The sequence below is a fragment of the Alteribacillus sp. HJP-4 genome (assembly GCF_042139015.1).
Lineage (GTDB): Bacteria > Bacillota > Bacilli > Bacillales > Marinococcaceae > JBHIKY01.
On record NZ_JBHIKY010000007.1, the window covers coordinates 44,760 to 57,778 of the forward strand.

Consider the following 13,019-nt stretch of genomic DNA (forward strand, 5'->3'; position numbering starts at 1 on the left):
GGTATCACGTTCTACTGCTTTTAGCAAATCATACCTAACTATGTATAACAAATGGGTCTCATCTTAATTATTACCTGAAAAACTACAGGACACGCTGTCCGGGGAAAGGGTTAAACTGCAGGCTGCTGGACACAAAAAAACTGCTCTTATTGTGTAAGAGCAGTCTTCCGCTGTTACGATTTTTATTACAAGGACAAACTATTCGGTGCATCCTTCACAATAACAATCACTTTTCCTTCATCGAGCTTATTCTCGAGTTCTTCTGCCTGGTTCTCAGTATAACCAAGTTCTTCAAACTTAGCCCTGAGTTCATCGCCCTTCTTTCGAAAGATGTTCTTGACGCTTGTGCTCAGCCCTGTTTCCTTCGCGCCTACCTTGTTTGCATCCGCCCTGTCTGCTACGCGCTGGGTGTGATCATCGTCATGTGAAATTACAAAAATATTATCCTCGTGAATATCTTTGGATTTTAAAAGTTGCACAGCCCCTACTGCTTCTTCATCATTTGAAAACTCTTTATAAAATGGGGTCATTTTATCGCCTCCTGGTAATTGAAAATACCCGGACTTCTATTAACTAAAACATCTTCCATACAAAGAATTTCCGGAAGCTAACCTCCGATGTACATCTGGTACAGCTGTCTGGCTTTCGTTTTATCATTTACTCCGTGGATCATGACGCGGCCATCTGAAAAAATAACTACTTTTTTATTTTCAAGCAGTAACACAAGTAAATGATCATTTTCTTTCTGAACAAAAGATTGATACCTTTTCTTTAAATCCTGTAAAGAAAGTACTTGATTTGCAGCAGGCCTGATTTGAACAGCTTCCCTTCCGCACATCATTTCTGTCTTTGTCCAATGACTGTAATCGAGGTAAGGATACACGGCTTTTTCACTGCAGCTAGGGCATTCAGAGTTTCTCAAACCGTTTACGTTCACTTCAGAAAATTCATTCTTCCAAAGATCAAAGGAGAACAAAGTGGGCCGCAGCGCAGCAAGGTTACCTGTTAACAGCTTCATAGCTTCTGTCGTCTGATGGGCGCTGACCATCTGCACTGCAGGGGCGATTATACCAGCTGTATCACAAGTTTCCCCATCTAATGGGATATCCTCCATTAAACAGTGCAGGCAAGGCGTAATACCTGGCCTAATTGTTAATGTTAGTCCATAGCTTCCAATACATGCCCCGTATATCCATGGGATATTGTGCTTTTGGCAGAAGTCATTCACGAGCATCCTGGTCTCAAAATTATCAAGTGCGTCGATGATAAGATCACAGGTGGTAACAGTTTCCAAAAAAGCGATATCTGCTTCCCCAATTATCGCATTAATAGTGATATTACTATTAATCTCGCGGAGCCGTTTTTCTGCGGCTGCAGCTTTGGGGATAGTGCCCGCTGCGTCGTTTTCTGTATAAAGCTGCTGACGGTTCAGGTTGCTGAATTCAACGTAATCCCGGTCAATAATAGTGATGCTTCCTACCCCAGCACGTACGAGGGTTTCTGCTGCACTGCTTCCAAGCGCCCCGGCCCCGATAATCACTACTTCTGCCTTCTGCAGCTTTCTTTGACCGTCAGCTCCTATTCCGGAAAACAATTCCTGCCTTGAATATCTTTCTCTCAAAGTCTGCTCATTCCTTCAGCCGGACTGCTTGCCTGAGCATAAAATTTCTTATCTATCCGTCCTGCTTCATATCCGAGTCTACCGGCTTCCACTGCATATTTCATTGCTTCTGCCATCTTTTCTGGAACTTCTGCACCGGACACTGCAGTGTTTAAGAGAATGCCGTCTGCCCCAAGCTCCATTGCGTAGGAAGCATCTTTGGGACTTCCAATGCCGGCATCCACAATTACCGGCACTTCTGCCTGCTCGATAATATGAGACAGATTATAAGGATTTATAATACCAAGACCTGTTCCGATCGGGGAAGCTCCCGGCATGATTGCATGCACCCCAAGTTCTTGAAGCTTTCTTGCCAGCACTACATCATCAGACGTATATGGCAGCACCGTGTAGCCTTCTTTAAGAAGTATTTCAGAAGCTTTCAATGTCTCCACTGGATCGGGAAGTAGTGTTTTATCACAGCCTATAACCTCGACTTTAATCATATCGCACATATTCGCTGCATCTGCCATTTTTGCAATTCTTACTGCTTCATCAGCTGTTTTTGCTCCCGCTGTATTAGGCAGAAGGCGGAAACCCGACAGATCCATTTCTTCGAAAGGATCCGGCTGAGAGGTATCGAATATATTCATTCTTCTTACGGCAAATGTCAGCACCTCCGTTTCCGACTTCTGTACTGAGCACCTCTGAATCTCTGCATTTTCATATTTTCCTGTTCCTAAAAATAATCGTGAATTAAAAGAATATGGCCCAATGTTTAACATAAAAATTCACCCTCCTCCTACAAAATGGACAATCTCAAGAATATCTCCTTCTTCAACAGCTTCATCCGCATGCTCATCTTTTTTCAGTACTGTGCCATTACGTTCCACCACTGCTTTTTTCCCTGATAAATGAAGATGTTCTAATAGACCGCTCACGCTGTCTGCTGAGTCCGGCAAATTCTGCTTTACACCATTAATGGTAACTTCCAATGCGATCTTCCTTTCCTTCGATAGTTCTTTTCGGGCAAAAAGCGGATTTCCAGTCTGAACGGACGGGTTTTCCATCGATCATATCCGCCATCCATTCCCCTGTAACAGCGGAGAGTAGAATACCGTTTCTGTAGTGGCCTGCCGCCAGCCATAATCCTTTCTGTCCGTAAGCTCCCAGATATGGCATACCATCCGCTGTCTGTGGTCTCACTCCTGCCCATGCCCGGCCCCACTCGGCTCTTTCAAATGCAGGAACAAGGCTGCAGGCTTTGCGGAGCAGAGTTTGCACGGCTTCTGCCATAACTTTTTTATCCATGTGTCCCTCCCGTTCCGTGGCACCGATAATAACCGATCCGTCTGCCTTAGGAACGATATAAAAGTCGCTGGCATGAATGGTGGAACGGATCACACTCCGCTCAGGTATTAGTGACACACATTCGCCTTTTACTGGGATCATCTGTGGAACTGGTGCTTTATCTTTATTCAGCAGACTTTCGGACCACGCGCCTGCTGCGACCACCACATGCGGAGCGTAAACAGGCCCGTAACAGGTCTCTACGCCAGTGGTTCTGCCATTATCTTCTATTAATCTGTCAGCGCTAATATACTCCTGCAGGTCAGCCCCGATATTCGCTGCCGCCCGTGCCAGAGCTTTTGTCCAGTCAGGAGCCTTTACCTGTCCATCCTGAGGAATATAAAGAGCTCCCTGAATTCTTCCCTTGATTTCAGGCTCCCGATGGAGGACTTCCTCTGCATTCAACCATTCCACATGCTCTCCTTCAGCTTCCTGTATAACCCTTATCTGTTGAAGCTGAAGGGCTTCTTCCGCTGTCACCGCAACCTTCAGCATCCCATTCTTAAGGTAGGAAACTGTTAATCCAGAAGCCTTCTCCACTTCCGGTACAAGTTCAGAAAACATATTTCTGCTCGTCCTGGCAAAATCAAAAAATGCGCCCTTATTCTTTAACTCCGATTGAGCTCCGAGCATACCCGCTGCAGCGCTGGAAGCTTCTTCGGCAATCCTTCCCTTCTCCAGCAGTTTCACTCTATAGTTCCGTTTAGCCAGCTGGTATGCAATCGAGCAGCCGTTTACTCCTCCACCAATGATAATTACGTCATAGGATTGAATCAATTTTGACCTTCCTTTCGCAAAGCGGCAGCTTCTGCACCAGGGTTTTCTGCATAATAAATTCCTGAGAGCACCGCCGCTCCTTTTGCTCCATGAAGAGCTGTTTTTCTGAGGTTGTCTTTTGTCATTCCACCAATCGCAATTACTGGAATATTGACAGCTGCTGTCACTTCTTGAAGCTTCATTAATCCTCTGGCTGCGACCCCTTGTTTGCTTGAAGAAGCAAACACATGTCCGAAAAACAGATAATCTGCACCTTGTTTTTCTTTCTCCACAGCAGAAGTAACGCTATGCACAGAAGCACCGTGCAGAACTTTTCCAGTCAGCTTCCGGATAGGGGAGTGTTCAGGATAATGAATACCGCCAAGATTATATTTTTCAACCAGCTCTGGCTGATTGTTCACTATTATTTTCATTTTCGGGACATTACTTTGAAGCAGCAGCCGAATTCCAGCTTCTATATCTTTTCTGGACCACTTTTTTTCTCTGATGTGTACAAAATCGACATAATGGTGAGTCTGCAATGTCACCTCGTGCCATTTTTCTATACTCTGATTTCCTGAAGAAATAGCATGAAGCTGCACTTTTCTTAATCCCCCTTTTCCGCAGCGAAAAAAAGCCCCTTCCCTGCTGTGAGGAAAGAGGCGGCGGCTGCTGAGTGCATGCTGCAATCACTTTCCTCCGCTGGTTTTTCCAGTTCAGGTTCAAAGAGTTTCAACTTCCGTTGATCTCAGCCGGTTAAGGCACCCCTAGTGAATAATTAATATTATTTTTACAACTCGAGAACATCTGTACAGAAGAAAAGCATAGCCATAGTACATTCAAAACTTAAGAAAACAAAAAAACCATCCCTCAGGAAAACGGGGACGGGACTTCACAAACTCTCCTAAAAAGGACCGTACCAACATTCCCTCCGCTAGTATCAACTAGATCAGGTTCAAAGGGACCAGAATTCTCTGTCTCAGTCAAAAGACGCCCCCAGTGGTTATATTATCTAAAATTTTATAGGAAAATTTGTTCTATGTCAATCGCTTCCAAGATTCGTCCTCTATTGCTAGAATGCTAGATAGAACAAGTTTATAAGGAAGTGACATCCATGAGTCAGTCTGCAGGATTAAAAACGCCCAAGCAAGCATCTATTTTTTTTATATTACTTTCTGGTGTGATCGTGCTTGCAGTCGTCATGGGAATAGGACGGTTTGCATACACACCAATACTCCCGGTAATGGTGGAGCATACATCTTTAAATAATGAGTCCGCAGGGTATCTGGCGTCAAGTAATTACCTCGGCTATCTGGTCGGTGCTCTGCTTGCTGGAAAACTGAGCTGGAAACGAGGAAGAGCATTCAATGTTTACATATTCTTTAGTATGAATGCAGCCACGACGCTCGGAATGGGACTTACGAATTTAGAGTGGGGCTGGCATGCCTTAAGGTTTGGGTCCGGATTGTCGAGTGGGATTGTATTTGTGCTCGTTTCAAGTCTCATTTTAGACACCCTGGCCAGCAGAGGCAGACTTCCCTTGTCTGGATATTTGTTTGGGGGAGTCGGGCTCGGCATTATAAGCACTGGTCTTCTTGTACCAATTGTTATGCAGATAGCAGAATGGAACGGAGTCTGGCTCTCACTCGGGCTGCTCTCCTTTTTACTTGGAGGAGCTGTTCTGAACTGGGTCAAAGATCCCCCGGAGCAAAAAATAATGCCAGAAAGCACAGGTACAAACCACAATTCCAGAATAATACCTTGGCTGACAGCTGCTTATTTTATGGAGGGCATAGGATATATTATAAGCGGCACCTACCTTGTAGCATTTGCATCAGAAATACCATTTCTTCACTCAGCACCTTCCCTGAGCTGGGTGTTTGTCGGGGCTGCAGCAGCCCCATCATGTGTCATTTGGGCTGCAATCGCGTCAAGAATCGGCAATCTTCCGGCTATTCAGTTTGCTTTCGTTGTCCAAATAATTGGAATAGCTTTACCGGTCGTATTTTTTAATGCTGTTGGAGCTCTGCTCGGGTCCATTCTCTTTGGAGCAACCTTTATGGGGATAGTAACCATGGTAATGAGTGAAGGCCGGGCTGCAGCAGGCAGGGAAAGCAATCGCGTCATCAGCAGGCTTACCTTTTTTTATGGGGCAGGTCAAATGATCGGTCCGGCTGCAGCGGCTGTAATCATCTCCATAAGCGGGGTACTCTCTTCCTCCTTTTACTTTGCCATTGTTGTACTGGCAGCAGGGATGATCCTACTCGGCATTGGTCAATTCCGCCAGCAAAATAAAGTAAATAAATCTGTCAGACAGGTACCTTTTTGATAATATAAGAATAAGGAGGGATGCTTCCATGCCATTTGTAAATATAAAAATCACAAAAGAAGAACAGCCTGCCACACCAGAACAAAAGCATGCTCTTATTGAAGGAACAACTAAACTTCTTCAGGATACACTCGGGAAAAATCCTAAATCCACCGTAGTCATTATTGATGAAATCGAGACAGATAATTACGGTCTCGGAGGTGAATCAATAACAGAAAAGCGAAAGCGCGGAGAATAATATGAGCCGGGGCAGAGCTGCTCCGGCAAAACTATGTACACAGGTTAGTAAGAGAATCACTTCCCTTTTTTGCAGAGTATATAAAGATGGCCGCCTACTTTTTTAGGAATGCAGAATTTTACTATTGCACAGTTATTTCATTATCAACATGTTCATGAAGGCCATCGTTATTTTCTATATGAACAGTAATATAGTGACCGCCAGAATCCTCAAAAGTATGCGAAGTCTTGTAAGTACCGTCTGCCTCTTCTTCTGCATCAACCCACTTCCTTGTATCTTCTCCGTGCTTCCATATCTCCAGCCGGACACGTGCTTCTGTCAGAGGTTCTCCTTCGTGTGCCACCGAAAACGTCAGAGGTGTTTCCTTATTCGCCTTCACTTCTTCTACCTCTTCAAGCTCAGCAGTAACCGGCGAGTTGTGGTGGTGGCCAGCATGTTCTTCGTTTTCTTCCTGTTTTTCACCAGAAGAGCTTTCTTCTGAATCTGAACCGATCATAATTGTCTCCGTCGGCATAGTGTGTGTATCTCTGGCAGTGACATGCGCTGTAACGCTGTGTGTGCCTTCCTCCTCAAAGGTGTGGGTAATGGTGTAGCTTCCATCTTTTGAACCGTCTGCCTCTACCATTTCACTTTCTTCCTTTGCTCCTTCTTTCCAAATTTCAAATTTCACTTCATTTGCGTCTGCCACAGCTTCGCCGTCCTGGGTAACGGCTGCCGTAATATCGATCTCTTCTTCAGGCTCCGCATTCTCTGCCATGTCAATTTTGACTTCAAGTGGTTCAAGCGAAGCAGTTCCTTCATCGCCGCTTTCATTCTCTGTCTGCCCGCAGGCGGTAAGCAAAAACAAAAATGATAAACCTATGGATGCAATTATTAATTTTTTCATTTTAAAGTCCTTCCTTTCAAAATCTTCATACTCCAATAATTAAAAGTAAAATCCATAAGGATGGTACACTTAAAATCGTAGAAATTAGTGTAACACCTGAAACCAGCTGAGGGTTAGAATCAAACTGTACTGCAATCATGGCAATTGTTGCCGCTGAAGGCATCGCGCAGGACACAATCAGCACTGTGCTTAGAGTATCATTCGTTTGAACAATATATGTTAAAGCATAAGCGAGCAGTGGTGATAAAACAAGCCGCATCGCTGTTCCGAGACTGACTGCTTTCCAATCAATTGCTGATACAGATATATTGGCAAGCTGCATGCCGAGCACAATCATTACTACTGGAATGGCTGCCTGTGCCAGCAAGTCAACCGCATCCATGTAAGATTCTTTAATCGGTATTCTGGCAGCCTGAAGGGTGAATCCGGCGAGAAGCGCATGAAATACAGGCATTTTTATAACAACTCGCAGGGCATCTGCAGGAGTCAAGCTGCTTCTATTGGAAATATAAACTCCAGCGGTATTCATGAGGAGAGCTTGGATAACCATGAAAATGACCGCATACGCGAATGCTTCTTCACCAAGTGCAAACAGTATCAGCGGTGCCCCGAAATTTCCCGCATTCATAAAAGCGGTCGCAAGCATCATTCCGCTTTCCTCCTTCATAGACCACTTCATGATACGCTTCAGGATTTTATTAATAATTATCATAATAAGGAGAAATAAAACAGAGAATGCAGTGATTCGAACTAGATCACTATCTGGTTCAGTCGTGTAAAACGTTTGAAAAACTAGAGCCGGGTTTAATATGTAAAGCGCTGCTGCTGAAAGAGAACGCACATCCAGGACCTGCTTTTTTTGCAGCAGAAAACCACATAGGAAAATGAGTGCAATCGGTATTAACACATCGATAAGGACTGCCAATGGAAAACCTTCTTTCTACTATAAGGAAAAACTGAGTCAGTACCGGGTCAACTGAACCCAGTCTCCACTCTTCTTTTACTATAAATCGTTTATATGATTTTTTTGAAAAGAATAAAGAAAGCGGAACCCTTCAAAGTCCCGCTTCTTCTTCAATTATTATAATTCAGCTAATACTCCGTCTTCAACATTCTTCTCAACTGGATTTTCTCTTTTCTAGAAACAAGAATGTATAGAAAATCATCCGCCAGGATTTCGGTCTCTCCATATGGCGTTACCAGCTCTTCATTTCTCACAATTGCACTAATAAGAACAGAAGGAGGAAATTCAATGTTGTGAAGCTTTTGCCCAACTATAGGCGTAAATTCATCGGTTCTGAATTCAATGATTTCCGCATTCGCTTTCCCGATGGATATCAATTCTAAAGAATGATAGGGCATATCTTTCTTTGGCCCGGATAAATTTAATTTTTTGGCCAGATACGAAATACTGGTGCCCTGGATTAAGGCAGAAGTGAGAACGATAAAGAAGACAATGTTAAACAAAAGCTCCGCTCCCTGGACTCCCGCAACAATTGGAAAGGTCGCCAGAACGATAGGAACGGCTCCCCGAAGGCCTGCCCATGACAGAAAGATTCTTTCCTTAAAAGAGTAACCCATTGCGATAGTGGCCAAAAAGGTGGCTGCCGGTCTCGCAATCAAAATAAGAACACCGGATAAGAGGAGGCCGTTTCCAAAAACACCACTGCTTAATATCTGTTCCGGAAAAGCCAAAAGCCCGAGGATTATAAACATTGTAATCTGAGCCATCCAGGCAAAGCCTTCATTAAACCGGAAAATTGAATGACGGTAGGTTAATTCTGAATTTCCTATTACTAAAGCCGCCGCGTACACTGCCAAAAATCCGCTGGCATTCACCCCGGCCGCTACACCATACGTGAGCATTGCCAGGGCCAGAGCAAAAATGGGGTACAGGCCGCTGGAATCGAGGTTGATACGATTGATGGAAAGAGAAGCTATCTTACCAAGACCGAGTCCCACGAGAAGGCCGATGCCCATCTGCCAAAAGAACGATCCGAACAGAAGCCAGTAGTTGGGCTGATCTATTGTAATTAATTCAATAAATATTAGCGTAAGAAAAATTGCCATTGGATCATTCGTTCCCGATTCAGCTTCCAGCGTTGCCGCTACCTTCGTTTTAATATTTCTTTCCTTTAATGCCGCAAATACTGCCGCTGCATCAGTTGAACCTACAATGGCACCGAGGAGCAATGCCTCCAGCCAGGTAACATCCACAAACACTTTTGCCGTGACACCTACGATAGCAGAGGTGACAAACACTCCTATAGTTGCAAGTGATATGGATGGAAGAACGACCGGTCGAATCGTTGACCATTTCGTTTGAGTACCGCCTTCAAATAATATAATAATCAGTGCAATAATACCGACAAGCTGAGCGTGCTCTGCATTATCAAAGTATACAATTCCTAAACCATCACTTCCAATAACCATTCCCACGAGTATAAATAGAATCAGGGAAGGCATACCGAGCCTGGAAGAAAATTTGGTAACAGTGACACCAACCACTAACAGCAATGCAGCAAGCAGTACAAAGGAATCAACATTAAATCCTTCTATTATCAAAACTCAATCTTCTCCTTTCTTCTTATAAATTAACGTTAATTTTCGACTGTATCTCTCCTGGAATAACCCCGATATATTTTAAAGTCTCCGAGGGAGTAGAGTGGTGAAATCGTTTTTGGATAAGAGCAATGGCAATTCCCTGGATATAAGCGTGGTAACCAAAAGTTTTCCGGAGCGTGTGAGGACCAATTTTTTCCACAATCCCGACTTTTTTTGCTGCATTGTTCATTATTCGGTAGGCCTGCTGTCTTGTAATTGGAGTACCACTTCGTAACGAAGGAAACAAATATGGAGATTCCCCAGATTGATGGGACTTTTTATACTTAATAAGCGTGCGTCTTATACGTTCATTTAAATAAATGGATTCCTTTTCAGCAGGAAGAAACAGCGAAATCGTGCCATCCTTTTCCAACACTTCTTCCCATTGAACGTGGAGCAGTTCGCTAATCCGCATGCCTGTATTAATAGCGAAAACAAATAAAAGGTAATCTCTGTAAGATTGTTTCTTTAACGTTCTCTTTAACAAACAGATCGTTTTGTGATCTTTAATTGGTTGCACATATTCCATGTGTTCATCTCCATTTTAGGTGACATAAGCGTATGTAAATTAGTTATTATGTAACTTAATAATACCATACACGCTTTCTAAGAAATAATAATTTGCCTGCAGGGTCCTTTTTTTCTGCATGATTCTTGTATTTATAAATATTTAAGAATAATATTATACATGGCTTTAAATAGATTTTTATTCAGGGTGATAATAATGTTGGAAAAATGGTTTAAGCTGAAGGAAAATAAAACGAATTCACGCACGGAACTACTCGCCGGTTTTACGACATTCTTAACTATGGCGTATATCGTCGTTGTAAATCCAGTCATTCTCTCAGATGCCGGCGTTCCGTTTGATCAGGTATTTATGGCAACTATAATAGCTACAGTAATCGGCACCCTTTGGATGGCTTTTTTTGCTAACTATCCTATCGCTGTCGCACCGGGCATGGGATTAAATGCATATTTCGCTTATTCTGTAGTTGGCACGAATGATGCTGTCGGTTACGAGGTAGCATTCGGCGCTGTTTTTGTTTCTGGGATTATTTTTGTTATTTTGTCTCTCACTCCATTTCGGGAAAAGCTTATCGAAGCAATTCCCTCAAACTTGAAGCATGGAATCACCGCTGGAATAGGCTTATTTATTGCTTTTATCGGCCTGCGCATGAGTGAAATTATCGTTGCTCATCCCGATAATTTAGTGGGGCTTGGTAATCTGCAGTCGCCTGTGGTAGCGCTGACCCTTACAGGTCTTGCGATTACCATCATTCTCATGGCAATGAACATAAACAGCGCCATTTTTATAGGGATGATTGTCACCGGATTGATTGCTTTTGGGACCGGCCACCTTTCATTTGAGAATGGATTTACTGCAGCTCCTCCCTCTCCGGAATGGTTTATATTTGGCTCACCGGTGCAGGCGTTTGTTGACGTATTTCAATACGGTCTTTATGCCGTAGTATTTTCATTTTTGCTCGTCACTATTTTTGACACTACCGGAACAATGATTGGTGTTGCTGAACAGGCTGGCCTCATGAAGGGAAAAAAGCTGCCGAGAGTACGTCAGGCACTTCTCGCAGACTCTGTCGCAAAAACAGTCGGCTCGATCTTTGGCACAAGTCCGACTAGTGCTTATATTGAGTCGTCATCAGGAGTTGCTGTTGGTGGGAGGACAGGCATGACCACTGTGACTGTGGCCGGATTGTTCATTCTAACAATTTTCTTCAGTCCCGCTGTAAGCTCCGTCTCCGGACTTCCCGCAATTACCTCCCCTGCTCTTATTATTGTCGGGAGTCTCATGCTCGGTTCTGTGGCGGAAATTAAATGGGCGGAATTTGATGAAGCGTTTCCTGCCTTTCTGGTTATTTTGACGATGCCGTTAACCTCAAGCATTGCAACCGGGATCGCATTTGGATTTATTGCGCATCCGTTAATGAAGCTTGTCAAAGGAAACGGAAGAACTGTCCATCCCCTTGTTTACGTTTTTGCTGTCTTGTTTCTTTTTCAGCTTATCTTTCTGCCGCATTAACAACAGAGATCATCAACTAAAGTCCGGGACGATTGGAAAGAGCTGGTTGATTAAAGCGGAGCAAACGAAACGCCAAAGTCCGCCGAGCAGCAACTGCCAGTTCTGCAGACAATGGTTCCGCTATTTGTTCCAAAAAGGCTTTATTTTGAAATTAAAAAAGGGAAAAAACGGGTATAGGAAGAAGATGGTTTCAGGGTACAGGCGAAATTTACGTTTAGATCGAATACACAAGGAGGAATTGGGATGAAAAAAGTGATGAATCAGCCCGAAAATATTGTGGATGAAATGCTTGAAGGAATTGTTGCTTCTGCTCCGGAAAGACTCCGCAGGCTCTCCGGATGGAATGTTCTAATTCGGAAAGACGCTCCTGTCCCTGGAAAGGTAGGACTCGTAAGCGGCGGCGGAAGCGGGCACGAACCAGCTCACGCTGGATTTGTCGGTGAAAAACTGCTTGATGCAGCTGTTGCCGGTGAAGTGTTTACGTCTCCTGCTCCCGATCAGATATTTGAAGCCATTAAAGCTGTGGACAGCGGAAAAGGTGTACTACTTATTGTGAAAAATTACAGCGGAGATGTCATGAACTTTGATATGGCTGCAGATATGGCAGAAGCTGAAAACATAAGTGTGCGGCAGGTGATTGTCCGGGATGACACGGCTATTGCAGACCCTGAAGCCCGCCGTGGAGTTGCAGGCACGATATTCGTTCATAAAATTGCAGGGGCTGCTGCAGCTACTGGAAAATCCCTGGAGGAAGTTGCCGATATCTCAGAAAAAGCTGCCACCTCCATACGATCGATGGGAGTCTCTTTAAGCCCAAGCATCGTTCCGGAGTCCGGGAAGCCCGGTTTTACACTTGAAAAAGACGAAATGGAAATTGGAACCGGGATCCATGGAGAACAAGGAATGGAGCGGCGTACCTTAGCCCCGGCTGACGATCTGGCTGAAGAATTACTCGATTATATCCTGCCTGAGTTAGAATTAGAGGCAGAGGATAATACAGCGGTTATGATTAATGGTCTCGGTTCGACGCCACTGATGGAACTATTTGTAGTAAACAGGAAGGTTCATGAGATTTTAAGGGAAAAAAATATAAACGTAGAGTGTACGTTTGTCGGAGAGTATATGAGCTCGCTGGAAATGGCAGGGTTTTCTATAACACTGTTTAAGCTCGATGAGGAATGCAGACAGCTGCTGCTGCAGCATCGCACCTGACAAAGG

At 44.0% G+C, this 13,019-nt stretch carries 14 protein-coding genes and 2 riboswitches; of the genes, 4 read left to right on the forward strand and 10 right to left on the reverse strand.

Annotated elements, in window-relative coordinates; genetic code table 11:
* Nucleotides 1-185: 185 nt before the first annotated feature.
* The 6 genes from ACE4RR_RS08205 to ACE4RR_RS08230 all read right to left on the reverse strand — a co-directional run bounded on the left by ACE4RR_RS08205 (nt 186) and on the right by ACE4RR_RS08230 (nt 4,395).
* Entirely contained in the window at nt 186-530 is a 345-nt protein-coding gene (locus tag ACE4RR_RS08205) for a YflT domain-containing protein (protein ID WP_375534933.1), read from the reverse strand.
* 77 nt (nt 531-607) lie between these two features.
* Nucleotides 608-1,621, reverse strand: a complete 1,014-nt coding sequence (locus ACE4RR_RS08210) for a ThiF family adenylyltransferase (protein ID WP_375534934.1) — start codon at nt 1,619-1,621, stop codon at nt 608-610.
* A complete protein-coding gene (locus tag ACE4RR_RS08215) occupies nt 1,618-2,385 on the reverse strand; it encodes a thiazole synthase (RefSeq protein ID WP_375534935.1) in 768 nt (255 codons plus the stop codon). The genes ACE4RR_RS08210 and ACE4RR_RS08215 overlap by 4 nt, the downstream gene beginning before the upstream one ends.
* A 6-nt stretch (nt 2,386-2,391) precedes the next feature.
* A complete protein-coding gene (thiS, locus tag ACE4RR_RS08220; protein WP_375534936.1) occupies nt 2,392-2,595 on the reverse strand; it encodes a sulfur carrier protein ThiS in 204 nt (67 codons plus the stop codon).
* Nucleotides 2,579-3,727 (reverse strand): glycine oxidase ThiO, encoded by a 1,149-nt coding sequence (gene thiO / locus ACE4RR_RS08225; protein WP_375534937.1) that lies wholly within the window; start codon nt 3,725-3,727, stop codon nt 2,579-2,581. The genes thiS and thiO overlap by 17 nt, the downstream gene beginning before the upstream one ends.
* On the reverse strand, nt 3,724-4,395 hold the full coding sequence (locus ACE4RR_RS08230) for a thiamine phosphate synthase (RefSeq protein ID WP_375534938.1): 672 nt from the start codon (nt 4,393-4,395) through the stop codon (nt 3,724-3,726). The genes thiO and ACE4RR_RS08230 overlap by 4 nt, the downstream gene beginning before the upstream one ends.
* Nucleotides 4,384-4,485: riboswitch (TPP riboswitch) on the reverse strand. Its footprint overlaps the gene before it by 12 nt.
* Nucleotides 4,486-4,614: 129 nt before the next feature.
* A riboswitch (TPP riboswitch) is annotated at nt 4,615-4,714 on the reverse strand.
* Between the two features lie 106 nt (nt 4,715-4,820).
* Between ACE4RR_RS08230 and ACE4RR_RS08235 the strand changes: the two genes are divergently transcribed.
* Both ACE4RR_RS08235 and ACE4RR_RS08240 read left to right on the forward strand, forming a co-directional pair.
* Nucleotides 4,821-6,035, forward strand: a complete 1,215-nt coding sequence (locus ACE4RR_RS08235; RefSeq protein ID WP_375534939.1) for a YbfB/YjiJ family MFS transporter — start codon at nt 4,821-4,823, stop codon at nt 6,033-6,035.
* Between the two features lie 28 nt (nt 6,036-6,063).
* Entirely contained in the window at nt 6,064-6,273 is a 210-nt protein-coding gene (locus ACE4RR_RS08240; protein WP_375534940.1) for a 2-hydroxymuconate tautomerase family protein, read from the forward strand.
* 121 nt (nt 6,274-6,394) lie between these two features.
* On the opposite strand, the gene ACE4RR_RS08245 is transcribed toward ACE4RR_RS08240, so the two are convergent.
* The 4 genes from ACE4RR_RS08245 to ACE4RR_RS08260 all read right to left on the reverse strand — a co-directional run bounded on the left by ACE4RR_RS08245 (nt 6,395) and on the right by ACE4RR_RS08260 (nt 10,292).
* Nucleotides 6,395-7,159, reverse strand: a complete 765-nt coding sequence (locus ACE4RR_RS08245; RefSeq protein WP_375534941.1) for a FixH family protein — start codon at nt 7,157-7,159, stop codon at nt 6,395-6,397.
* A gap of 25 nt (nt 7,160-7,184) precedes the next feature.
* Entirely contained in the window at nt 7,185-8,084 is a 900-nt protein-coding gene (locus tag ACE4RR_RS08250; protein ID WP_375534942.1) for an AEC family transporter, read from the reverse strand.
* A gap of 167 nt (nt 8,085-8,251) precedes the next feature.
* Complete coding sequence (locus ACE4RR_RS08255) at nt 8,252-9,718, reverse strand: potassium/proton antiporter (protein ID WP_375535093.1); 1,467 nt, start codon at nt 9,716-9,718, stop codon at nt 8,252-8,254.
* A gap of 28 nt (nt 9,719-9,746) precedes the next feature.
* A complete protein-coding gene (locus tag ACE4RR_RS08260) occupies nt 9,747-10,292 on the reverse strand; it encodes a tyrosine-type recombinase/integrase (RefSeq protein WP_375534943.1) in 546 nt (181 codons plus the stop codon).
* Between the two features lie 195 nt (nt 10,293-10,487).
* On the opposite strand from ACE4RR_RS08260, the gene ACE4RR_RS08265 reads away from it, so the two are divergent.
* Entirely contained in the window at nt 10,488-11,801 is a 1,314-nt protein-coding gene (locus ACE4RR_RS08265; protein WP_375534944.1) for an NCS2 family permease, read from the forward strand.
* Between the two features lie 243 nt (nt 11,802-12,044).
* Nucleotides 12,045-13,013: a dihydroxyacetone kinase subunit DhaK gene (gene dhaK / locus ACE4RR_RS08270; protein WP_375534945.1), complete on the forward strand. Its 969-nt coding sequence runs from the start codon at nt 12,045-12,047 to the stop codon at nt 13,011-13,013.
* Nucleotides 13,014-13,019 lie beyond the last annotated feature (6 nt).